Source organism: Pseudoalteromonas sp. P1-26 (genome assembly GCF_001401795.1).
Lineage (GTDB): Bacteria > Pseudomonadota > Gammaproteobacteria > Enterobacterales > Alteromonadaceae > Pseudoalteromonas.
In genome coordinates this window covers 75554-97853 of sequence record NZ_LKDX01000003.1, presented here as the reverse complement: position 1 = coordinate 97853, position 22300 = coordinate 75554, and the positions used below count along the sequence as shown (strand labels likewise).

Below are 22300 nucleotides of genomic sequence, written 5' to 3'. Positions count from 1 at the left end.
AAGAAAGCACGATGAAAGAAAACAACACTCGTCCTGCGATGCGTCGTATCGACACTATCCACTTTGTGGGTATTGGTGGCGCAGGCATGGGTGGTATTGCCGAAGTACTTGCTTTTGAAGGCTACCGCATCACAGGTTCAGACATTGCGCACAGTGCGATGACTGAGCGCTTAATTAAAGTGGGTGCAGAAGTATTTATTGGTCATGATGAAAACAATGTAAAAGATGCCAGCGTGGTGGTGGTATCAAGTGCGATTAACGAGCAAAATCCTGAGATTAAAGCAGCAAAAGCGGCGCGTATTCCTATTGTTCGCCGCGCAGAAATGTTGGCTGAATTAATGCGTTTTCGCCACGGTATTGCAGTGGCAGGCACTCATGGTAAAACAACAACCACGAGTTTAATCGCGAGCATTTATGCACAAGCAGGCCTTGATCCAACCTTTATTATTGGTGGCTTGCTAAACAGTGCTGGGAGTAATGCTAAGGTTGGTAAAAGTGACTTTTTAATTGCAGAAGCTGATGAGAGCGATGCGTCATTCTTACATTTACAGCCTATGGTATCTGTGATCACAAATATTGAAGAAGATCACATGGATACGTACGGCGGTAGCTTAGAAAAAATGAAAGACACGTATGTTGATTTCATTCATAACTTACCGTTTTATGGTTTAGCTGTGGTGTGTATTGACTCTGAGGTTGCGGCAGAGCTGATCCCTCGCTTTGGGCGTCCTGTTATTACCTATGGTGAGTCGGCAGAAGCTGATTACCGAATGGTTGATTTTAGCCAAACAGCGAATACTTGTTCATTTAATGTTGTAAATAAGCAAGGTGAAAGCCTAGCTGTTACGCTTAATATGCCGGGTAAGCACAATGCGCTTAACGCGACTGCAGCGATTGCGGTCGCTAAAGATCAAAACATCGCTAATCATGCAATTTTAGAAGCGTTAACAAAATTTGAAGGGGTGGGCCGTCGTTTTCAGCATTACGGAAGCTTTGAAAATGAGCGCGGCAATGTCATGTTAGTTGATGATTATGGCCATCACCCATCAGAAGTTGCGGCGACGATTGCGGCGGTTCGTGAAGGGTGGCCAGATAAACGTTTAGTGATGATTTATCAGCCGCACCGTTATAGTCGAACCCGTGATTTATACGAAGACTTTGTCAAAGTACTGGCTGATGTCGATCAGTTATTACTGCTAGATGTGTATTCAGCGGGTGAAGAGCCAATCGTGGGAGCCGACAGCAAGAGTTTATGTCGTAGTTTACGCCAGCGTGGTAAAGAGCCATTACATGTTGCTAGTAACTCTGAGCTTGCCGGTGTCCTAGCAAATACACTGCAAGATAATGATTTAGTTTTAACACAAGGCGCTGGTAACATAGGCCAGTTAGTGAAAAAGTTAGCAGCAACCGAGTTGTCCATTGAACAACTAAAGCAGGTAAACGTATGAGCCAGTTAAGTGACAAATTTGGCAAAGTAGCGGTACTTTTTGGCGGCACATCTGCCGAAAGAGAAGTATCTCTTAAATCAGGCCAAGCTGTATTGAATGCTTTGCAAAGTGCTGGCGTTGATGCCATTGCTTTTGATCCGAAAGATCAGCCGTTATGGCAATTAAAAGAATTAAACATTGAACGTGTATTCATTGCCCTTCATGGTCGTGGTGGTGAAGATGGTACCATTCAAGGTGCACTTGAGTTTATGGGGATTCCATATACAGGCAGTGATGTTTTAGGTTCTGCGCTTGCGATGGATAAAGTACGTTGTAAGCATTTATTTAAGGCAATGGGGCTGAGCACAGCACCTTATGCTGTTGTTGATAGCCGCCATGAGTTTGATAGCCAAGCGATTATTAATGAATTTGGTAAAGTGATGGTGAAACCGTCACATGAAGGCTCAAGTATTGGTATGGCAGAAGCAAACAGCGCAGAGCAACTTGATGCTGCGCTTAACGCTGCATTTAAGTTTGATAGCCAAGTGCTTGTTGAGCAATGGATCACTGGCCGTGAATTTACTGTTGCTGTACTAGGGCAAGATGTTCAGCCTGTCATTGAGATGACGACGCCAAATGGTTTTTATGACTATCAAGCTAAGTATCAATCGAATACAACTCAGTATCATTGCCCTGCAGATATATCTGTGCAAGAAACTGAATTGTTGCAAGATATGGCATTAAAAGCGTTTGATTTAGTGGGTGCAAGTGGTTGGGGCCGTGTTGATGCGATGCGTGATCAGCAAGGTAACTTTTACTTATTAGAAGTAAATACAGTACCAGGCATGACAGAAAAGTCTTTAGTACCAATGGCAGCAAAAGCTAATGGTGCAAGCTTTGAACAATTAGTTGTTCGCATTTTGGAGCAAACCCTTTAATATGCATCCTTTTTTAGAAAAAGCGCAACAATTAAAACAGCAGCTAAATTGGTCGTTGATTTTTGGTGTGAGCTTTTTTCTAGTAGTGATTTTTGCATTAGTAAAAATCACTACAGGCGTCTCAGATTGGTTGGTAGAGAACAAAGACGCACAAATAAAGCACTTATCAGTACTTGGGCAACCCCAATATACTGATGAGAAAGCAATTATTGGTGCAATAAAAAAGGCCGACTTATCGAGTTTTTTTGAATTAGACGTAAAACATGTGCAACGCTTAGTACAAGGCTTGCCTTGGGTGGCAACGGCATCGGTCAGAAAGCAATGGCCAGATACCTTGCAAGTATACGTTGTTGAGCATCAAGCTGTAGCGCATTGGAACAGTGACTTACTGTTAAACCAAGCTGGCGAAGTGTTCCAAGCAAGTAGTGATAAATTGCCTACAAGCTTGCCACAGCTATATGGCCCAGAAGGCAGTGAAATCGAGGCGTGGACTGCTTTTAGTCAATTTCAAGAAATGCTCAAAGTGAATAACTTAGAGCTGACCAGTTTAGCGCTTTCTGAGCGCTTTTCGTGGCAGTTATGGCTTGATAACGGCATTCGCCTGAACTTAGGCCGCAAAGAAAAAGCAAAGCGTGTACAGCGTTTTATTGACGTGTATCCGCGCATGGAACAACGTGCAGATGCACAAATCGATGTTGTTGATTTACGGTATGATACCGGTCTTGCAGTGAGCTGGAAGCCAGTGCAAGAAGAACAATTAGAAAATAAGAGTAAGGCATGACCAAGTCAGCAGAAAGAAACCTAGTGATTGGATTAGACGTTGGCACATCGAAAGTTGTGGCCACCGTTGGTGAAATCACCGCAGATAACAAACTAAGCATTGTGGGTGTTGGCAGCCAAGTATCGCATGGTATGGATAAAGGCGGCGTTAACGACCTTAACCTTGTTTCTGAATCGATTCGTCGAGCTATAGATGAAGCTGAGTTGATGGCTGATTGTCGTATTAGCTCTGTTTATTTAGGTATTTCTGGAAAACATATCCAGTGCCAAAATGAAAGCGGTGTCGTGGCAATTAATAACACGGAAGTGACTGACGAAGATATTGAAAATGTCATTCACATTGCTCGTTCAGTGCCTATTTCGGCAGAACGAAAAATGCTACATGCATTGCCACAAGAATACAGCATCGATATGCAAGAGGGGATTAAAAACCCACTTGGCATGAGCGGTGTGCGTATGGAAGCTCGCGCGCACATCATTACTTGCTCAAACGATATGGCAAAGAATATCGAGAAATGTGTTGAGCGTTGTGGCCTTGAAGTGGATCAGTTGATCTTCACTGCACTGGCATCATGTTATTCAGTACTCACAGATGACGAAAAAGAGCTCGGTGTAGCCGTGTTAGATATCGGTGGTGGCACCATGGATATCACCATTTATATTAATGGTGCGCTTCGTCATTCAGCGGTTATTCCTGTGGCGGGTAACCAAGTGACTGGTGATATTGCAAAAATATTTAGAACACCTATATCACATGCTGAGTCACTCAAAGTACAATATGCGTGTGCGAGTAGCCAAATGGCAAGCAACGAAGACACAATTGAAGTACCGAGTGTTGGTGGCCGACCTGCGCGTATTATGTCGCGCCATACTTTAGCTGAGGTTGTTGAGCCACGTTTTAGAGAATTATTCGAGTTGGCGATGGAAGAAATACGCCGCTCAGGTTTTGAAGACCAAATTGCTGCAGGTCTCGTCATTACTGGCGGAACAGCAAAAATGACAGGTGCAATGGAAGTGGCAGAAGACATTTTCCAAATGCCAGTCAGAATTGGCAAACCAATCGGGATTGTTGGTTTGACAGATTATGTAGATGATCCTTCGTACGCGACCGCGGTTGGTTTGTTACAATACGGCCGTACAATGCAATCGATGAATGCACAAAAGTCGAAAGCTGAAGGTGATAATAATTGGTGGAACCGTATTACTAAGTGGTTCCAAGGTGAGTTTTAAGACTCAAGTCGGAGAGTAAACATGTTTGATATGATGGAACAGCACAGCGAAGAAGCTGTCATTAAAGTAATTGGCGTGGGCGGTGGCGGCGGTAACGCTGTTGAGCACATGGTAAAACAACAAATTGAAGGCGTACGTTTCATTGCTGCGAATACGGATGCACAAGCATTACGTAATTCATCAGCAGATGTAACTGTACAGCTAGGTACACAAATCACCTCTGGTCTAGGTGCGGGTGCTAACCCTGAAGTGGGTCGTAACTCTGCTGAAGAAGACGCTGAGACTATCCGTGCCAGCCTTGAAGGCGCTGACATGGTGTTCATCGCAGCTGGTATGGGCGGTGGTACTGGTACAGGTGCTGCGCCAGTGGTTGCTAAAATTGCTAAAGAGTTAGGCATTTTAACGGTTGCTGTTGTAACGCGCCCGTTTGACTTTGAAGGTAAAAAGCGTGCTGCAGCTGCTGAACAAGGCATTAATGAATTGTCAGAAACTGTAGACTCACTTATTACAATTCCGAACAATAAATTGCTTAAAGTTTTAGGCAAAGGCACTACACTATTAGATGCCTTCGCAAAAGCGAATGACGTGTTATTCGGTGCGGTACAAGGTATTGCAGAGCTAATCACACGTTCTGGTCTAATCAACGTGGATTTCGCCGACGTACGTACTGTAATGTCAGCGATGGGTACTGCGATGATGGGCACAGCATCTGCGTCTGGTCCTGACCGTGCGCAAGAAGCAGCAGAAGCGGCTATCTCAAGCCCACTACTTGAAGATGTCGATTTAACAGGTGCTAAAGGTATCCTAGTTAATATCACTGCAGGTATGGATATTGCGATTGAAGAATTTGAAATTGTTGGTAACCACGTTAAAGCACTTGCGTCAGAAAACGCAACAGTTGTTGTGGGTGCGGTAATTGACCCTGAAATGAGCGACGAGTTACGTGTAACGGTTGTTGCAACAGGTTTAGGCGGCGATCGTCGTCCACAGTTTGGTATTGTTGATAATGGCTTTAAGAAAGCATCAGGTTCTGATGTACAAAGCTCAATGAACCAAACAACTAGCAGCATGTATGTACCAAGCTTTGCAAGTCAAGGTAGCAGCGATGATGTAAGCATGTCATCTGCGTCTGAAAAGCAAGAGCCAGTACAACAAAGTACAACGAGCAGCTCAGTATCTAGCAGCACTGAGAGCAGCAAAAAATCTGATAAGTCAGAAGGGGGAGATTATTTCGATATCCCTGCTTTTCTTAGAAAGCAAGCTGACTAAATAGACTTTTACTGGTTATTTTGTTCGATAAATAAACAAATTGGCAGCTGGATGTATTTATGATACAATTCGCCGTCTAACTGTAACTATAAGTGAGCGAACCTATGATTAAACAGCGTACGATTGCAGAAGTAGTCAAAGCCATAGGAATTGGACTTCATAAAGGTGAGAAGGTCACTATTACTCTCCGACCTGCGAGCGCAAATACTGGGATAGTATTTCGTCGCGTAGACCTTGATCCGGTTGTTGATTTTGAAACAACACCAGAAGCCGTTGGTGATACGCAACTGTGTACCTGTTTAACAAACAAAGATGGCGTTCGCTTATCAACGACTGAGCACCTTATTGCGGCGGTAGCGGCAATGGGTATTGATAATCTAATTGTTGAATTAGACAGCTCAGAAGTACCAATTATGGATGGTAGTGCATTACCATTCATCTATTTGTTACAAAAAGGCGGCATTAAAGAAGTAAATGCAGCTAAGCGCTTTATTCGTATTAAAGAAAAAGTACGTATTGAAGAAGGCGATAAATGGGCTGAGATCGAACCATACGATGGTTTCCACATCGATTTTGAAATTGCGTTTGATCATCCAGCAATCAATGAAAGCCGCCAACGTATCGGTTTAGATATCACGGCACAAAGCTTCACTGAAGAAATCAGCCGCGCACGTACTTTCGGCTTTATGAAAGATATCGAGTATATGCACGCTAACAACCTAGCATTAGGTGGTAGCATGGATAACGCAGTTGTATTGGATGAGTTTAAAGTACTTAATCCAAACGGATTACGTTACAGCGATGAGTTTGTTAAACACAAGATCTTAGACTGTGTGGGCGATATGTTTATGACTGGCCACAACATTCTAGGTAAAATCACGGCTTATAAATCAGGCCATGATTTAAACAATAAACTACTTCGTAAAATTATGGCGACTGAGTCAGCATGGGAATGGGCAACATTCGATACCCCAGTGACTATGCCAGCACCAGGCCTAGAAGTAGCGACAGCTTAATCGCAAGCATATTACAGTTATAAAAAATGACGCTTTAAGCGTCATTTTTTTTGCCAAACTATTATCAAGATTTATAACCCTAGAATAGCTTCAAGCTCAACCAACTGATTGATCTGATAAGTTGGTTTAATGTCCTCTGGTAACTCAACCCCAGGGTGTTGTAACCAACACGTGTCGATACCTACATTGTGACCACCTAAAATATCACTGGCAGCTGTATCGCCTACCATTAAAATCTGCTCTTTTGGCGGATTCCCCATTAATTGAAATGTATGTTGAAAAATCTCTGGGGCAGGTTTTGCTTTACCGACTAACTCTGAAATAACCAGCCAATCGAACATATCCTGTAAACCGGTGTGCTCTAGGCGTTTTTGTTGTAACTTAGCAAACCCATTGGTAATAATGCCTAGCTTGGCGTGTGGTTTTAACTTTGTAAGCAAGTCAACTGCACCAGGTAATGGCACACAAATAGAGGCCATAGCATCCAAGAAGCCATCGTTAAGTTCTTTTGCTGGCACATCGAGTCTATTAGCCCATTCTGTAAAGCGAGTTATCTGTAGCTCGCTGGCGGTAATTTCATGCTTTTGATAAGCAACCCAAAGCGGCTTATTGGTTGCTTGGTAATGATGATAATCTGACTCAGTAAATTCTACGCCGTAATGTGCAAACATCACTTTTAAACCTTCGAATGCATTAAAACTAAATAGTGTTTCATCTGCATCGAATAATACGTGGCTATACTTCATGGTTATCCTAATTACTGATTAAATAGGGTAGGGTGTGAAAATGGCGCCATGGCCAATGTCAGCGCTTGTACATAAGTACTTTCGCGCGTGGCAAGATGATTGGTTAATAAGCCAATAGCACCACCTTGTTGTTTGATATTAACGGTATTGAATGCCTCATCCATGACATCACCTAGTTCTTTACCAGCTAGCAAGGCATCGTAAAAAGGTTGCGGTAACGGTAGGTTGCTACTGCGACCAACGCTAAATTGCTGCTTGTTTGCAATCACTACAAAGGCAAAGGTTGCAGCGCCATAACTAAATTGTTCTGCGCCGCCTTCCATTGCTGCATAAAAGTCGGCGTCAAAGTGATCTTGACAATACTTAACACGATTTTCAGCGCCGATACGGGTTTCATCTTCGCCTAGCGGCTGATCAGGCACACCAGAAGGTGCATCTTCACCTTTGCATTCAATGGTATGATTTGGGAAATAAAGACTAAAGACATGTTTAGCCGCGTTAATTTTAACGGGGTTCTTTGAACCAACAATAACACGTAAAGTTTGTTTCAAGCCGACGACTCCATTGTTTTCACCAGAGTCAGCAGTGTACCCGAGTGAGTTAAATCGGCAAGTCAACCGGGGCTAAATTTTCAAGGGCGCGTTTTTTCAAAATAATATCTTTGATCAACGGCGTTAGCACAAGCTCCATTGCTAAGCCCATTTTGCCTCCAGGCACCACAAGGGTATTGATACGAGACATAAAGCTGCCTTCAATCATGCTCAAATAGTACGGAAAATCTACGTCATCTATGCCACGAAAGCGAATAACAACAAAGCTTTCGTCTAAAGAAGGAATATCTTTTGCGCTGAATGGGTTTGAGGTATCAACCGTTGGCACTCGCTGGAAGTTAATATGAGTACGCGAAAATTGCGGAGTAATATGATTTATGTAATCGTCCATCGAGCGCACAATAGAGCCCATTACCGCTTCACGAGAGTGGCCTCGTTCAGAGGTGTCGCGAATAAGCTTTTGGATCCACTCAAGGTTAATAATAGGCACCATGCCAATCAATAAATCGACATGCTTAGCAACATCATGATTCTCATCGACAGCACCACCATGTAGACCTTCATAGAATAAGATATCTGTATTTGATTCTAAGTCTTGCCAAGGGGTAAATGTTCCCGGTAATTGGTTATAAGGGACCGCTTCGTCGAAAGTATGTAAGTAGCGTCTGATTTTACCTTGCCCGGTTTCGCCATATTGATAAAAAAGCTCCTCAAGGGCGCCAAAATCGTTAGCTTCTCGGCCAAAGTAGCTAATATGCTTGCCTTCTTGCTGTGCTTCACGGACTTTTTTATCCATTTCTGGACGTGTATAACGATGAAAGCTATCGCCTTCGATGAAGGCTGCATCAATGCTTAAGCTTCTAAAAATGTGCTTAATTGCATTGGTGGTTGTGGTAGTCCCCGCCCCAGATGAACCGGTAATAGCGATGATAGGGTGTTTAGCTGACATAATTATTCTCGTTATTGTTGATACCAGTCGGCTTAAATTGTTAACCATTCTAGCGTGTTAAATGGTCAGTTACTTAGCTCGATTGGTATTATCGTGCATAAAATCAATCAGTAGAAACTGATAAAAAACGAACACGTCCTAGTTATAAAGGTCGAGCATGGTAAGGTCAAGTGACTGGCGGATTAATTAACGCTATCATGGGCTGATAAAAATTAAAACGAGAGAACAACATGAAATCGATTTCGTCTTTACTTTTCGTCGCAGCAGGGACATTTTTTACCAGTCACTTACATGCAGCGATGCCTAAAAGCGAAATATTACTTGCCGAGTTAGACACCCCATATGGTATGCAGGTGTCGCGAGTAACAGATGATAAAGCTTATAATAATCAACCATTTTTAGTTGATGCAGGGCTTTACTATACCCATGAGGTTGTTGACGAAAATGGCCAGTCACAAACCGATATTGCGTTTTATGACTTTACATCTAAGAGCAGCGTGAATATCACCAACACGCCTGTCAGTGAATACTCGCCTACGCTGATGCCAAATCAGCAAGCCTTGTCGGCAATCGTGGTCGAAGCAGATGGCAAGCAAAAGTTATGGCAGTATCCATTAGCAGAAGAATCTGTTGCTAGCCGAGTTTTTGAATGGATTGAGCCGGTTGGCTACCACGCTTGGGGCGCTGATGAAGACCTGATCATGTTTATCTTAGGTGAGCCGCATACGTTGCAATACACTCGTGTTGCAGCTGCTAAACCGCGTGTCATTGCCGGTGATATTGGCCGAACTTTAATTTTTGATAAACACACAAACAGTTACTTGTTTAGTTATAACAAAAACAACCAACATTGGGTTGCACGCTTTGCGCCGCAAACTGAGGAAGTTAGTGATTTATTTAGATTACCGGAGTCGGTGCAAGACTTTGCTTTAATTGACAAAGACACTGTAGCCTATGCGGTTAATAACCGAGTTCATAAGCGCAGTTTGACAGAGCCTGAAGTGGTATCACAGTGGCTTGATTTAAGACGCTTTTGTGAAGGCTCAATCTCGCGTTTAAATTACAAACAGAGCAAACTGGCATTTGTATGTAATAAATGAGTAACGGTTTTTGCTTGATTGCTGTACTGTGGCTAAACTATCCCGTTATATGTAAGGAACGCCTTTGTCTTTTTCTGCCGAGCAAGTGAGTGTACAGCTGGTTAAAGCGGGCTGCCGCAGTAATTTTAAGATTAAAAATATTAACGAATTTATGCCAGCTAGCTCAAAAGAGGCATTTTATGTTCATGAGCAAAGTGGCCAAGCAAAAATTGTTATTAGACCTATATTTGAAGTATTCAGTGCTGATTTCGAGTCAATAGAGGGCATTACGCGTATAAAAGACTACTTTCACAGTAGTGAAATGACCCGCTTTCCAACTCGCATTCATAAAAGTGCACAGCCCATTCATTATGGTATTGCATTTAAAGTCACCTCACCTGACGCTGCTGAGCAATTTATAACTAAGTTAACTGCTATTTTAGCGCAATAAAAAAGGGCCACATTGTGGCCCTTTTTGCATTTGCTTTAATTAGCGCTTAAGGAAGCTATTCACCGAGTTTAACTCACGGTTTTTCAGTGCAATACAATCATTAATGCTTTCTTCAAGCTTACTAAGAGAACGTGCATAACCTGGTACTTCAGTGATTTTATCGTTGAAGAAGGTTTTGGTTTTCTCTAGGCTTTTCGCATCACAGCTTGCCGTCGTGAAGAACGGTAAGTTTGGAACAAAGAACGGCGGTAAGTTCTTAGTGATGGCATCGTAATTGTTGTAAATCCACTCAATAAACAGTGCTTCACGCTCTTTACCATAGCCTAACCCACCTAATAACGTACGCATATCAGAGGCTGTTACGTTATCTGTTAAGCTGTATTCTAGAACCGCTTTTTGTAACTCAGGTTTACCAAAGTAACCCATCGCTGCCAACATCTTAGTACGCACTTGTGGATCTTTGGTGGTTTTAAAGGTGTGTTTGTACTTTTCAAGTAACTTCGCATCGCCATGGTAAGCCGCAAGGTTTAAGTAAGTTGAGGCTAAATATGGGTCAACATTTTCAGGGTTGTTTAAGTACAGTGCCGCTTGTGCTTTTGCAGTATCAATGACTTTTTGGTCTTGACCATCAAAACCTAAACGGGCAATAACTTGCGCACGCAATTGCGATACCGCTGCATCTTCACCTGCTTTTGCTGTTAAACCATATTGTTTAGCAGCTGGTGCAATGCTGTTACGGATAAACTTAGGCCATAATTCACGGTTGCTGTCGTCTTCGAATACGCGTTTTTGAGCAGCAAGGTAACCTAATGCTGTGTTTGCTACTAATGGGTGAGCATCACTCACAAAGGCTTCTAAAGTTTGCATTAAGTGAGCCGCAGATATAACGCCTGCATCAAGTAATGAATCAACCGCAGAAAGTAGCGCTAAGCGTTCACGCACCGTTAGCTTGTCAGCTGCGTTCTCTAGTAGGGCATTAAACTGAGCATCATCTAATACCCAGCGGTAATAACCCATGGCACCTTGATCTGGGTAGATCCACTCAGGTTCAAAGTCGAGAGTTAGTTGCTGTGTTTCTTTATTCAGCAGTACATTTGCGGTTTTAACTTTGTCGCCCGCACCATACTTGATTGCAACCGGAACATTCCACAGTTGTGCAGGCGCATCAACGCCAGCATTTACAAAGCGGCTTTGGCTGATATTAATTTTCTTACCGTCTTGCGTTACTTTGATAAGTGGGAAAGATGACTGTTCGATAAACGATTTAAGAACACTTGCTACATCTTTATTAGACGCTTCGCCTAGTGCTTGCCATAGATCAGCAGCTTCTGCATTTTTATACGAGAATTTCTTCAAGTAAGCACGAATACCTTGCTGGAATGCCTCTTCGCCAATCCAGTTTTCAACCATAGATAAAACCGCACTCCCTTTACTGTAGGCAAGGCCAAGGCCATCCATGATGTCAGCTTCAGTTTTGATTGGCTTACGAATAGGTTTAGTACTTAGACGCGCATCTAGTGCCATCACATGGTTTTGTGGTAAGTCTAAGTGCGACTCAAATTCTGGGTTGATTTGTGCAGTGATTTTCGCTGCCATCCAACTTGCGAATGCTTCGTTTAACCATAAATCATTCCACCACTTCATAGTCACTAGGTTACCGTACCACTGGTGAGCTAACTCATGGGCAATGATTGATACATTACGCTCTTTTTTGCTGCGCGTTGCTGTTGCTAGGTCTACTAGTAAAATGTCTTCACGGTAAGTCACTAGGCCTGCGTTTTCCATTGCGCCAAATGGGAACTCTGGTACTGCCACTGAGTCTAGCTTTTTGTATACGTAAGGAATGCCAAAATAATCTTCTAGCGCTTTTAACACACGCGGCATATTTTCTTTTGCGTAATCAGCAAGGTGAATTTTACCTTGCGGAGTCAGTACACGGCCAGGGATTGGCATGCCTTTAATTTCAAGCTCTTCAAACGGACCCACAGCCATAGCGACTAAGTACGAAGGAATAGGTGGCGTTTTGTCGAAAAAGTGCGTTGTCATATCGCCGTCTACTTTGGTTTTTAAAACCGGTGTATTGGCATACACTTTTTGTGATGTTGGCGCTGTGATAGTTAGCTGAAAAGGTATTTTATAACTTGGCTCGTCAAATACCGGGAATGCACGACGCGCATCGCTCATTTCAAATTGCGTGAAAAGATAAGGTGTACCTTGATCTAAAGTTTTATATAAACCAACACTTTGACGATTATAAGGTGCGGTAAAATCAACTTTTAAAGTGTATTTTCCTGGTTGGATTTTTTCTTCACAAGCGAATTTAACTTTGCCTGTTTTTAGCATTTCAGCACTTAGGTCACAGTTTTCTGCACCTAAAATTTTCGCCATGCTAACTGCATAATCAATACCGTTTAATTCGATATAATTCGTTGCTTTTAGAACCTCTAAAGCAATTTCGGTATGACCAGAAAAATTGTCTTTGGCAGGATCAAGCGTAAGTTCTACTTGTTGTGAGCTAGGCTTGGCAAGCTTTTCGATAACATATTCATTGGCATGGGCAGAGCTAACAGCAAGTGCAACACTCACCGTTAATAGGCTTTTTAAGAACATAAGTATCCCTGATTTTTTGTTGTTAGAAAGGCACCTGCTATGAGGGGCGAATCACCATGCTATCAGGTTTTAATTTGAACAGTAATAAATAGTTAGTAACAAAGTTTGTCAGTTAATTATGGCGTTCAATGAAACGCTGCCAATGCAGTTGCGGGTTTATTTGTCGTATGTTTTGCAGCACGGTATTTAATAACTGCATATCAGTAAAGCGCTGCTCGTTGAAATCTTTAAAACCAAGCAAGTAGTTAAAGGCGTCTTTGCAGTTGGCTTGCAGTGCATGAATTCGCACTTGTTGTTCAAAGTTGAGCCGTAAACTGCTTATCGCGGTTTTCATACCTTGCTGATCAACTGTAGGAATAGCGCACTTTTGTAAATAACCAGCGCGTTCACCTTCACCCGAAAACCAAATACGTACTTTTTCGCTATAGCGACCTGATTTAGCAGGTAAATCAAACATCAGTCGTTGCTGATTTTGCTCATTTAAATAGCCTAAGTATTGGTCAAGTCCTGCATCGAGTAATGCATTGTGGATAGGGACATAGCGGGGTTTTATCTTGCCATGTGTATGAAAATCAAAGCAGCGAATTCCATCAAGGGTGACAATATTATCAAGGGTTAAATGGCCAATTTCATCGCTGTAGGCACCGGTGTAATAGGCAAATAAAGGCAGCCAAAAGTGCCAATGCTTAGCTTGTTCACGTGCTAAACGCTGATCACCATAAATGTAACCATTATACAGGGTATGTAATTCCATGGCCGAAAAGGGCCTACGACCAAGATGGGACTTCAACCTAATACCTTGATAATAAAGATGTGTCGAAGAGTATAACTGATATACCCAAACCACCTCAAGATGCGAGCTTCAGTTGGAATTAAAAGCGATTTAGGCAAGGCATTGATTGCAAGTAATAGTGGTTCTATTGTTAAAATCAATATAAGTATCAAGTTTCCAGCTAAACGACACTGCCATAAATACGGCCGTGTCGTTATAAGCTTAAGGATTGCGATTAATCGCAAAGAGCTTTAGCTAAACCAACCGGTTCGATTTCAACGCATACTTGATCATCGTTCCAGTTTAAACCAACAAGCGCATCATCTTCGTTAAGGTCTTCAACCCACTCATCAAGAAATTCGTCTAGGCCAATTTCAACAGGGGTATAGTCTTGCCACTCATCTTTACATTGCGCTTTTGCAGCGTCTTCAGTACCCCAAAGTAATAACACATCAGTGTCGCTAAATTGGTTTGATTCACAGACAACAAAACCACCATCTTCGGCACCCAGTGCCCACATAGATTCGTTCAAACGAACTTTTTCTACAAAGCTAACTAATTCTGATTCAATTTCGATATCGCTCATTTGCGTAACCCTTATCTTTATATTCGTGGATCTGTTTGTTGTACCGCCGCTTTATCGGCGAATTTATGATAAAAATCAACTAAGTTTTCTAGTTGGCTAAAATCAGTTAATTCGCGGAAGCGGATCCAATCTAGCAAGCAGTATAAACTGATGTTGAGGTATTCACAGCTTTTAAATACTGGCTCCGATAAATGAGTATTTAAATAGGCTAATGTTTCAACAATTCGCTCATTCTGTAAATTAAAAAATAGTTTGTCGCTGTTGGTATCAAACCCTGAACGCTGACTAAGTAAAATTTCTACCAGTGAATCATTGCAGGCATTGATAATGGTTAAGTAGTTCTCTTGCTGCCAGCTAAGTAACGGCTGATCAGCTTTCTCGAGCAAGTAGCGGATAATTGAGTTGGAATCACATAAGGTAAAATCATGGTCGATTAATACAGGAATTTTTCTGGCAGGGTTATGAGCAATCATGGTTTGTCTGTCTTGCTCAGAGAAAATATCCAAATTAACAAAATCAATAGGTAGGTTATTAAGTGTCGCCCAAATCCGAATACGGCGCACAAAAGGTGAGGTAGTAGAGCCTAGTAATTGCATGATGGTGTCCTTTGCAAAAAAAAGCCGCTGTGAAGCGGCTTTTTGAAATCAATTTGTTAATTAGTCAGTACGGCTTGTTACTTCTAGAAGATGATAACCAAACTGGGTTTGCACTGGGCCTTGAACTTGGTTAATTGGTGCAGAGAATACGACTTTGTCGAACTCTGGAACCATCATGCCAGGGCCAAACTCACCTAATGCGCCGCCATCTTGACCAGATGGGCAATTAGAGTGAGCACGAGCAAGCTCTGCAAAGTCAGCTCCTTGCTCAATTTGCTGTTTTAAATCTAAACAGTGAGCTTCACTGTCTACGAGAATGTGTCTTGCACTGGCTACTGCCATAACATCTCCTAATGTGTGTTTTAGTATTAAATTACTAGTTTAGTTCAATATTTACCGAACGAAAAATTAAATTTATTTTGCAGTCAGCTCAGCTTCAATTGCATCACGTAAAGTTTGCGATTGTGGCTTAGTTTTACTATTAAAGCGCTGCACTGTCTTACGGTCAGCAGACACTAAATATTTGTAAAAGTTCCAGTTAGGTGAGCTGGTTGCTTCGTTTAGGTGTTTGAATATCGGGTTTGCATCGCTACCGCGAACGGCACTGGTAGCAAGCATATTAAAGGTTACGCCATAATTAATGAAACATACTTTTGCAGTGTCTTTTTCATCGTCTTCTTCTTGGAAAAAGTCATCTGATGGAAATCCTAGTACTACTAAGCCTTGGTCTTTATATTCTTTATGAATAGCCTCTAAGCCTTCAAACTGGCCGGTAAAACCACAATTACTAGCGGTATTGACTATTAGGAGTGGTTTGTCTTTGAATTCGCAGAAGTTAATTGACTCTTTTGAGCGTAACTTTCTCATTGTAACATTGGTAAAGTCATCACATTGGCTGCTTGCTTTAGCAGTTGGCGTAGCCTCAGTAGTTTGTGCTGCAAGGTTGGTTGTTATTAGACCTGCTGCAAGTAACAAAGCATATTTATACATAGTTATTTCCCGCTAGTTATTTGTGATGAATATACGCTAATATGCAGCAAAGTGATCATTTAATTTCAGCTATTTATGACGATTCGCAAAGCAACACAAAACGACTTAACTGACATAGTCGCTATTTATAACGAGACCATCCCTGGCCGTATGGTAACCGCTGATACTGAAGAGGTGTCGGTTGCAGACAAACAAGCTTGGTTTGATAGCCATACAGAGAAAAGACCTATTTTTGTTTTTGAGCAACAAGGTAAAGTGCTTGCTTGGCTGAGTTATAAGTCGTTTTATGGTCGCCCAGCCTACGATGGTACCGTTGAAATTAGCATTTACATCACCCAGCAAGCTCAAGGGAAAGGGCTAGGTAAACAATTGCTTACATTTTCAGAACAGCATGCAAAAGCACTTGATATCAAGGTGTTATTAGCTTTTATCTTTAGTCATAACCTACCAAGTATAAAATTGTTTAATCGCTTTGATTACAAGGTCTGGGGAGAGCTTCCCGAGATTGCGATCATGGATGATAAAGCCTATAGCCTTACTATTTTAGGTAAGCGTTTAGACAGTTAATTAGCTAAAAAGCTAATAAAAAATGCGGTACAAATTGTGACCCATTGCGATTTTAGGCTACGCTAAAATAGGTATTTATTATTAAGCGAGTCTAGTCTACTGTGCGAAGAATATTGATTGTTGATAGCAATAGTGTTTTAGCAATGCGGGTCAAGGTGCTACTAGAGCTGATTGGCTGTCGAGTTGAGCTATTACATTTTGCAATGGTTGATGATGCTGTTTTAGAGCAAGATTTTGATCTTGTTGCAGCTTCTCATGGTGTACCAACCACTGTTATTAAAACGCTAATGGGAGTGTTCGCACAAGAACACTTCTTGCTGCTAGCGCCTAAAGCGCAGCGTAGTGATTTACTAGAGCATTTTAGTGAAGTAAATCGCCTATTACCTAATGCTGTGGTGATTTACCCCTTCTTTGCTAATAAAGAAATTAGCTCTTTATTAGAAGGGGTACTTGAGCTCGACAGCGATAATATTCTTCAACTTCCTACTGTGTTACTCGTTGATCACTGCGCAGAACGTTTGGCGCAAATAGCCTTAAACCTAAAAGGGGCACATATTAAAACCTTCACAGCTGATAATACTGCATCTGCTATGGATGTTATTAAAGAGCAGAACATTGATTTACTCATAAGTGATTTTACTTTTACTGATGGCACTGGACTTGAGCTCTTTAATAAGCTCAAAACATGTCAGCCTAATAGCCGCTGTTTACTTTATACTTCTAAACCTGATCAAGTCTCGATGGTGGCAGCTATTCGTCAAGGGGTAGAAGATGTGCTCATCAAGCCGGTTGATGATAATAGCCTGCTGCAATCAGTACATAAACTGTGGCAAACAGAACTATTAAGGCGTCATAACACTGAATTAGTCGAGCGTTTGCAAAATACAGTCGATGCACTCATAGAAAAAGACAGCTTACTACGCGTAATTTTTAAGCATACACCTGATGCCATTATTCTATTTGAGCGTGGTGGTAAGGTTATAGAAACTAACGACGCCTGCGAGCAGCTTTTTGAAAAACCGCTGAAAGAATTTGAGAATTGCTCTGTTTTTGAATTTTTTGATGTTGCTTCAACTGAGCGCATCAAAGATAAGATTGCGACTTTAAGTAAAAACCGACAATTTAGTTGTGACTTACGACTACTCAAGAAAAACGGCAGTGAGGTGCCTTTAGTTGGCTCGTTTAACGAAATCGACCACCACGGCGAAATTGCGCTAGCGGTGATCTTTAAAAATGTTACGCATCTTAAAGAGAAAGAAGATTTACTCGTTGAAGCTAAAGATTTGCTTGAAGAAGAGGTCAAAGCCCGCACAGCTCAGTTAGAGCATGCTAAAAATGTGGCAGAAGCGGCAAATCACAGTAAATCTGAGTTTTTAGCGAACATGTCTCATGAACTTAGAACACCTATGCATTCTATTTTAAGCTTTGCTCGCTTTGGGCTTGATAAGGTTGCTAATGACGATTTAAGTAAAGACAAGTTAAACAAGTATCTATCTAGAATTGAGCAAAGTGGTGAGCGATTATTATCGCTGCTGAATAACTTACTCGATCTCTCAAAGCTCGATGTCGGGAAATTCCCGTTCAATCCGCAAAAGCATAACTTAAGCAATATTATAAAAACCAGCATTGATGATGTGTCGGGCACAGCCCTTGAAAGAAGTATTGCTATTCGGCCTATAGGTTTTGAACAGGGCATTGTGCTTGAGTGCGACGAAGAACAAATTAATCAAATTATGCGTAACTTGATAGGTAATGCACTGAAGTTTAGTGAGCCAAATAGCGAAATTGATATTTGTTTAGCGGTGAATGAGCAGATGGCCGAAATTGCTGTTATTGACCGCGGAATAGGGATCCCTGAACAGGAACTTGAAAAGATTTTTGCTAAGTTTGAGCAAAGCAGTAAAACCAACAGTGGTGCGGGAGGCACTGGGCTTGGATTAGCTATTTGCCGGGAATTTGTAGCCTTACATCAAGGCACTATTTCGGCAAGTAACAATGAGTACGGGGGCGCCACTATTTTGGTACGGCTGCCCTTAGAAATAGACTTGCCGCAACACTTGGCAAATGAACAACAGTCTATATCGATGAATTAATAAAAGGGAAGAGATAATTATGGCCTTGAAACGTATTTTAGCGGTTGATGATGAACCATTTAATTTAGAAATTATTGAAGAGATCCTTGAAGATCTCGATTTTGAGCTGAAAATGGTTAATAGCGGCCCAGAATGCTTAGAAGTCGTTGAAGAGTTCGACCCTCAAGTGATTTTACTCGATGTGAGCATGCCACAAATGAGTGGTTACGATGTCTGTCGTAAGCTGAAAGAAAACCCCAATACACAAAAAATTATTGTGATGTTTGTCTCAGCCAGGGGCACGGTTGAGGAGCGCATGGAAGGCTATTCTGTTGGTGCAGAAGACTACATTGTTAAACCATTTAGTCATGGTGAATTAAAACTTAAGTTACAACATTTAAATCAAGTACTAATTGAAAAAGAATCGCTAGAACAACAAGTTGAAGATGCTACGTCAACGGCATTTAATGCCATGGCAAACAGCAGTGAAATGGGACAAATTGTTAATTACATCGAGCATATTGGTTCGATTGATAATGAACAAGAGCTCGGCAAAGCCTTTTTAAACTGTTTAGGTGCGTTTGATTTACAAAGTAATGTGGAGTTTAGGTTAGATAACGAAGTATTACATTTCTCTGTGTCGGGTGTGTGCTCGCCGATTGTGATCGAGCTGTTTGAAATGCTGAAAAGCAAAGGTCGATTGCATGAGTTCTCAAATCGGATTTTAGTAAACTATGAAATGATTAGTTTGCTTATCTTAAATATGCCTGGGCAAGACCCCGATAAGCATGGTCGAATTCGAGACCATATCTGTTTTTTAGTCAGTGTTACAGAGCAGCAGCTTAAAGCAATTCTCACTAAAAAAGAGCTACTTCAGCAGCAGCAACAGTTAAATGATGCTGTAAGTAAGGTGCACAGCAAATTTACAGGCTTGATTGAGCTTTTAAATGAAAACCGTATCAATAACGAAGCGATTTTTAAGCAGCTTCAAGAAGATTTAGAAAGACGCATACCAACTATGGGCTTAGATGAAGACCAAGAGGTGTTTATATATCAAAAGGTCGACGAAACCATTCAGAACTCAGTGGCTCGAGAGGAGTCTGTAAAAGGGGTTAAAGCGGCCTTTAAAGAGATTGAAAATGACTTATCGCTATTATTAACGCGATAGGGCAAAGCTTGAACTAGTCATCAAGCATCTCTGGGTAGGCCTTTTTCAACAATGCGAATTAAGCGCGCAGTTTTACGAAGCTTTAACTGGCGCTTATTTTCTTGTTTATCCAGTGCCCACTCGATATGCTCAGCGACTAAAGATGTAGCGGTTGTTAAGCGTTGCTTTAATGCCTCAATTATTTGCTCGCTGTAATCCGCGTTACCTAAGCCGACAGCAAGGTTTCTTAACCAACGCTGATGACCAATGCGGCGTATAGGGCTACCTTCGGTATTTTTAAGAAAGGTTGCTTCATCCCATGCAAATAAAGTTAGTAAGTCTTGATCTTTAAGCTGCTTTCTTGGGTGAAAGTCAGCTTCATCGGTAAGCTGACCGTAGCGATTCCATGGGCATACTAACTGACAGTCATCACAGCCATAAATGCGATTCCCTAACAGTGGGCGATACTCTTCAGGAATTGCGCCTTGCAGTTCAATAGTAAGGTAAGAGATACATTTGCGGGCATCGACTACATAAGGCTCGACAATCGCACCGGTTGGGCACAGCGTCATACAGGCAACGCATTTCCCACAGCCTTCAAAGCTATTTTCTTCATCAATAGGTAGCGGTATATCAACAAACAGCTCACCTAAGAAAAACCAAGAGCCCGCTTCTTTATTGATTAATAAACTATGTTTTCCACGCCAGCCCAAGCCTGCCTTTTCGGCTAGTTGCCTTTCAAGCACTGGGGCTGAGTCAACAAAGGGACGAAAACCGAGCTGGCCAACTTGCTGCTCTATTTTTTGGCCTAACTTTTTCAGGCGGTTGCGAATTAACTTGTGATAATCACGACCCAATGCGTAGCGACTGATATACGCTTTATCAGTCTGTTTGAGGTTCTTAGCAAAGCTTGCATCAGGCGGCAGGTAGTTCATTTTTACTGAGATGACTCGCTGCGTGCCAGGTACCAGCTCTGCTGGGCGCGCTCGCTTCATACCATGGGCTGCCATGTATTCCATCTCACCGTGATAGCCTAAATCTAACCAGCGCTGTAGCTGCGCTTCATGCTTCGTAAGGTCAATATCAGTGATCCCGACTTCTGCAAAGCCAAGGTCTTTACCCCATTGCTTTATTTGCAGTGCGAGTTGTTCATAATCAATAGCGGGTGTTGTCACGGTCAATAAAAAAGTAGCCAAGAAGCGGCTACTTTAACATAGTTTGACTCAGAGCAGCAGTTAAAAGCCGATCACACAAAGCGTTTTAACTGCTCTTGGGTTTGTTGGCTCAGTTTGTGTGATTGTTGGCAATCAGCGAGTGATTCATCAATTTGCTGCTTAGCTTGCTCACCCAAAGCAACTATTTGCTCAACCGTTTGATGGGTCTGAGTTTGGGTTTGCTCTAGTAAATGCACCGCGCTGACAATCTGTTGTAGTTGTTGTTGGTTTTGCTCAAATTCGCCAAGCATATTGCTAAAGCCTGTTGAGGTGTTGCTAATGGCAGTTTCCGCTTCACTCGAGTGGCTAATTAACTGCTCAGACTCTTTATTGGTTTCGCTAACAAGGCTATTCATTTGATTAATAAAGTCACTGATCTGGCGAGTTGCATCGTTAACTTTAACCGATAGCGATCTAACTTCATCGGCAACCACCGCAAAACCTCGGCCTGCTTCACCGGCACGTGCCGCTTCGATTGCAGCATTTAGAGCAAGTAAATTGGTTTGATCAGAAAACTCTTCAACCATTTTTAAAATGGCACGAATGTTCTCGCTGTTTTCTTTAAGGCCAGACACTGTTGCTGAGAAGTTACCCAAAATTTGGCTAATCATGGCGACCTTTTTAACTAATGCCGATAACTCAGTGGCTGAGTGCTTAACAAAGTTTAAGTGTTCACTATTAACATGGTGCACGCTGTCAGTATTTGCTGAGATATTCTCTAGGCTTGAAGTAATTTGGTTGCTTGAATCAGTAATGGTTTGACTGAATTTTATTTGCTGGTGGCTCATTTCTGCGGTTTGCTGCATCGAATGAGTCATCTTTGAACTACTATCTGCACTGGCTTGTGCACTTTGATAAGTAGTTGCTAATAGGTTTGCTAAATGAACTGTAAAGGTATTGTACTGCTCACTTAAATCACGAAATTCATCGTAGGTAAAATGCGGTAACTTGGCAGATAAATCGGCATCATGGCGGTTGATTTGCTCAAGTGTATCGCGCATTGCTTGCACTGGGCGCACAATTAAAAAGCGCATGTAGAAAATAGTAAAAATAAAGCTCGCGATGATAACAAAGGTCATTAACCAAAATAGTCCCATGCCAGCTTGTTGTTCTGAAAGGCTGCTATAAAGCCAGATCAAAGTAATGGCTTGAAACGCAAACACAAAACCTAAATTACCGACAATTTTACGTGTAAGAGTGTAAAAGAAAGTTTGTTCGATAAAATTGTAAATGCGCATATAGCTACTCATTAAGGTGTTGTGTTGATTCATTTTGGCGTAATTTTTTATTATTCAATGTCACATAATTCA

The 22300-nt window shown here is 41.8% G+C and carries 22 protein-coding genes; 11 read left to right on the top strand and 11 right to left on the bottom strand.

Translation table 11 applies throughout. From position 1 onward, the window contains the following. Window positions 1-11: 11 nt before the first annotated feature. The 6 genes from murC (at window position 12) to lpxC (ending at window position 6660) form a co-directional block, all read left to right on the top strand. Window positions 12-1448, top strand: a complete 1437-nt coding sequence (gene murC / locus AN394_RS03125) for a UDP-N-acetylmuramate--L-alanine ligase (RefSeq protein ID WP_275669095.1) — start codon at window positions 12-14, stop codon at window positions 1446-1448. Beyond that, window positions 1445-2365 (top strand): D-alanine--D-alanine ligase, encoded by a 921-nt coding sequence (locus AN394_RS03120; protein ID WP_054561047.1) that lies wholly within the window; start codon window positions 1445-1447, stop codon window positions 2363-2365. The genes murC and AN394_RS03120 overlap by 4 nt, the downstream gene beginning before the upstream one ends. A 1-nt stretch (window position 2366) precedes the next feature. Beyond that, complete coding sequence (locus AN394_RS03115) at window positions 2367-3146, top strand: cell division protein FtsQ/DivIB (protein ID WP_054561046.1); 780 nt, start codon at window positions 2367-2369, stop codon at window positions 3144-3146. Next, window positions 3143-4375 carry a cell division protein FtsA gene (ftsA, locus tag AN394_RS03110; RefSeq protein ID WP_054552726.1) on the top strand — a complete coding sequence of 411 codons (1233 nt, stop codon included), beginning with the start codon at window positions 3143-3145 and terminating at the stop codon, window positions 4373-4375. The genes AN394_RS03115 and ftsA overlap by 4 nt, the downstream gene beginning before the upstream one ends. Window positions 4376-4396: 21 nt before the next feature. Further along, entirely contained in the window at window positions 4397-5644 is a 1248-nt protein-coding gene (ftsZ, locus tag AN394_RS03105; protein ID WP_054561045.1) for a cell division protein FtsZ, read from the top strand. 104 nt (window positions 5645-5748) lie between these two features. Then, entirely contained in the window at window positions 5749-6660 is a 912-nt protein-coding gene (gene lpxC / locus AN394_RS03100; protein WP_036971181.1) for a UDP-3-O-acyl-N-acetylglucosamine deacetylase, read from the top strand. Window positions 6661-6731: 71 nt separating this feature from the next. Here the strand turns inward: lpxC and yjjG are convergent, their stop codons facing one another. From yjjG to AN394_RS03085, 3 genes are read right to left on the bottom strand one after another with little or no spacing between them, the layout of a single operon-like run. Then, window positions 6732-7406: a pyrimidine 5'-nucleotidase gene (gene yjjG / locus AN394_RS03095; RefSeq protein WP_054561044.1), complete on the bottom strand. Its 675-nt coding sequence runs from the start codon at window positions 7404-7406 to the stop codon at window positions 6732-6734. An 11-nt stretch (window positions 7407-7417) separates the two neighbouring features. Beyond that, complete coding sequence (yjjX, locus tag AN394_RS03090) at window positions 7418-7957, bottom strand: inosine/xanthosine triphosphatase (RefSeq protein ID WP_054561043.1); 540 nt, start codon at window positions 7955-7957, stop codon at window positions 7418-7420. 49 nt (window positions 7958-8006) lie between these two features. Continuing rightward, complete coding sequence (locus AN394_RS03085; RefSeq protein WP_054561042.1) at window positions 8007-8906, bottom strand: phosphoribulokinase; 900 nt, start codon at window positions 8904-8906, stop codon at window positions 8007-8009. Window positions 8907-9136: 230 nt separating this feature from the next. On the opposite strand from AN394_RS03085, the gene AN394_RS03080 reads away from it, so the two are divergent. Both AN394_RS03080 and AN394_RS03075 read left to right on the top strand, forming a co-directional pair. Next, window positions 9137-10006 carry a hypothetical protein gene (locus AN394_RS03080; protein ID WP_054561041.1) on the top strand — a complete coding sequence of 290 codons (870 nt, stop codon included), beginning with the start codon at window positions 9137-9139 and terminating at the stop codon, window positions 10004-10006. 64 nt (window positions 10007-10070) lie between these two features. Then, the gene (locus AN394_RS03075; RefSeq protein WP_054561040.1) at window positions 10071-10436 is read left to right on the top strand and encodes a hypothetical protein; all 366 of its coding nucleotides are present in this window, start codon (window positions 10071-10073) and stop codon (window positions 10434-10436) included. Window positions 10437-10475: 39 nt separating this feature from the next. Here AN394_RS03075 and AN394_RS03070 read toward each other — a convergent pair whose 3' ends face one another. The 6 genes from AN394_RS03070 to AN394_RS03045 form a co-directional block, all read right to left on the bottom strand. Continuing rightward, window positions 10476-13046, bottom strand: a complete 2571-nt coding sequence (locus AN394_RS03070) for a M1 family metallopeptidase (RefSeq protein ID WP_055020773.1) — start codon at window positions 13044-13046, stop codon at window positions 10476-10478. 112 nt (window positions 13047-13158) lie between these two features. Further along, a complete protein-coding gene (locus AN394_RS03065) occupies window positions 13159-13836 on the bottom strand; it encodes a hypothetical protein (RefSeq protein WP_054561038.1) in 678 nt (225 codons plus the stop codon). Between the two features lie 217 nt (window positions 13837-14053). Then, window positions 14054-14404, bottom strand: a complete 351-nt coding sequence (locus tag AN394_RS03060; protein ID WP_054552718.1) for a DUF2750 domain-containing protein — start codon at window positions 14402-14404, stop codon at window positions 14054-14056. A gap of 17 nt (window positions 14405-14421) precedes the next feature. Further along, window positions 14422-15000, bottom strand: a complete 579-nt coding sequence (locus tag AN394_RS03055; protein WP_054561037.1) for a glutathione S-transferase family protein — start codon at window positions 14998-15000, stop codon at window positions 14422-14424. A 60-nt stretch (window positions 15001-15060) separates the two neighbouring features. Then, window positions 15061-15342, bottom strand: a complete 282-nt coding sequence (locus tag AN394_RS03050; RefSeq protein WP_054552716.1) for a peptidylprolyl isomerase — start codon at window positions 15340-15342, stop codon at window positions 15061-15063. 72 nt (window positions 15343-15414) lie between these two features. Continuing rightward, the gene (locus AN394_RS03045; protein ID WP_054561036.1) at window positions 15415-15990 is read right to left on the bottom strand and encodes a glutathione peroxidase; all 576 of its coding nucleotides are present in this window, start codon (window positions 15988-15990) and stop codon (window positions 15415-15417) included. A gap of 75 nt (window positions 15991-16065) precedes the next feature. Here AN394_RS03045 and AN394_RS03040 point away from each other — a divergent pair, with 75 nt between their 5' ends. The 3 genes from AN394_RS03040 (at window position 16066) to AN394_RS03030 (ending at window position 19797) form a co-directional block, all read left to right on the top strand. Then, complete coding sequence (locus tag AN394_RS03040) at window positions 16066-16557, top strand: GNAT family N-acetyltransferase (RefSeq protein WP_055020772.1); 492 nt, start codon at window positions 16066-16068, stop codon at window positions 16555-16557. 143 nt (window positions 16558-16700) lie between these two features. Further along, window positions 16701-18650: an ATP-binding protein gene (locus AN394_RS03035; protein WP_055020802.1), complete on the top strand. Its 1950-nt coding sequence runs from the start codon at window positions 16701-16703 to the stop codon at window positions 18648-18650. Between the two features lie 19 nt (window positions 18651-18669). Further along, window positions 18670-19797 carry a PleD family two-component system response regulator gene (locus AN394_RS03030; RefSeq protein ID WP_055020771.1) on the top strand — a complete coding sequence of 376 codons (1128 nt, stop codon included), beginning with the start codon at window positions 18670-18672 and terminating at the stop codon, window positions 19795-19797. A gap of 20 nt (window positions 19798-19817) precedes the next feature. Here AN394_RS03030 and queG read toward each other — a convergent pair whose 3' ends face one another. Together queG and AN394_RS03020 are read right to left on the bottom strand one after the other, a co-directional pair. Beyond that, window positions 19818-20951, bottom strand: coding sequence for a tRNA epoxyqueuosine(34) reductase QueG (gene queG, locus AN394_RS03025; protein WP_055020801.1), 1134 nt, complete (start codon window positions 20949-20951; stop codon window positions 19818-19820). Between the two features lie 71 nt (window positions 20952-21022). After that, window positions 21023-22240 carry a methyl-accepting chemotaxis protein gene (locus AN394_RS03020; protein WP_054561033.1) on the bottom strand — a complete coding sequence of 406 codons (1218 nt, stop codon included), beginning with the start codon at window positions 22238-22240 and terminating at the stop codon, window positions 21023-21025. Window positions 22241-22300: the final 60 nt, after the last annotated feature.

What these genes read in the sequence shown, in the direction of transcription:
- AN394_RS03060 (WP_054552718.1), bottom strand. Translation starts at nt 14,404, where the DNA reads ATGAGCGATATCGAAATTGAATCAGAATTAGTTAGCTTTGTAGAAAAA.
- AN394_RS03030 (WP_055020771.1), top strand. Translation starts at nt 18,670, where the DNA reads ATGGCCTTGAAACGTATTTTAGCGGTTGATGATGAACCATTTAATTTA.
- AN394_RS03120 (WP_054561047.1), top strand. Translation starts at nt 1,445, where the DNA reads ATGAGCCAGTTAAGTGACAAATTTGGCAAAGTAGCGGTACTTTTTGGC.
- ftsZ (WP_054561045.1), top strand. Translation starts at nt 4,397, where the DNA reads ATGTTTGATATGATGGAACAGCACAGCGAAGAAGCTGTCATTAAAGTA.
- AN394_RS03035 (WP_055020802.1), top strand. Translation starts at nt 16,701, where the DNA reads ATGCGGGTCAAGGTGCTACTAGAGCTGATTGGCTGTCGAGTTGAGCTA.
- ftsA (WP_054552726.1), top strand. Translation starts at nt 3,143, where the DNA reads ATGACCAAGTCAGCAGAAAGAAACCTAGTGATTGGATTAGACGTTGGC.
- AN394_RS03115 (WP_054561046.1), top strand. Translation starts at nt 2,367, where the DNA reads ATGCATCCTTTTTTAGAAAAAGCGCAACAATTAAAACAGCAGCTAAAT.
- murC (WP_275669095.1), top strand. Translation starts at nt 12, where the DNA reads ATGAAAGAAAACAACACTCGTCCTGCGATGCGTCGTATCGACACTATC.
- AN394_RS03085 (WP_054561042.1), bottom strand. Translation starts at nt 8,906, where the DNA reads ATGTCAGCTAAACACCCTATCATCGCTATTACCGGTTCATCTGGGGCG.
- yjjG (WP_054561044.1), bottom strand. Translation starts at nt 7,406, where the DNA reads ATGAAGTATAGCCACGTATTATTCGATGCAGATGAAACACTATTTAGT.
- AN394_RS03020 (WP_054561033.1), bottom strand. Translation starts at nt 22,240, where the DNA reads ATGAGTAGCTATATGCGCATTTACAATTTTATCGAACAAACTTTCTTT.
- AN394_RS03080 (WP_054561041.1), top strand. Translation starts at nt 9,137, where the DNA reads ATGAAATCGATTTCGTCTTTACTTTTCGTCGCAGCAGGGACATTTTTT.
- AN394_RS03040 (WP_055020772.1), top strand. Translation starts at nt 16,066, where the DNA reads ATGACGATTCGCAAAGCAACACAAAACGACTTAACTGACATAGTCGCT.
- AN394_RS03050 (WP_054552716.1), bottom strand. Translation starts at nt 15,342, where the DNA reads ATGGCAGTAGCCAGTGCAAGACACATTCTCGTAGACAGTGAAGCTCAC.
- AN394_RS03070 (WP_055020773.1), bottom strand. Translation starts at nt 13,046, where the DNA reads ATGTTCTTAAAAAGCCTATTAACGGTGAGTGTTGCACTTGCTGTTAGC.
- AN394_RS03055 (WP_054561037.1), bottom strand. Translation starts at nt 15,000, where the DNA reads ATGCAATTACTAGGCTCTACTACCTCACCTTTTGTGCGCCGTATTCGG.
- lpxC (WP_036971181.1), top strand. Translation starts at nt 5,749, where the DNA reads ATGATTAAACAGCGTACGATTGCAGAAGTAGTCAAAGCCATAGGAATT.
- AN394_RS03045 (WP_054561036.1), bottom strand. Translation starts at nt 15,990, where the DNA reads ATGTATAAATATGCTTTGTTACTTGCAGCAGGTCTAATAACAACCAAC.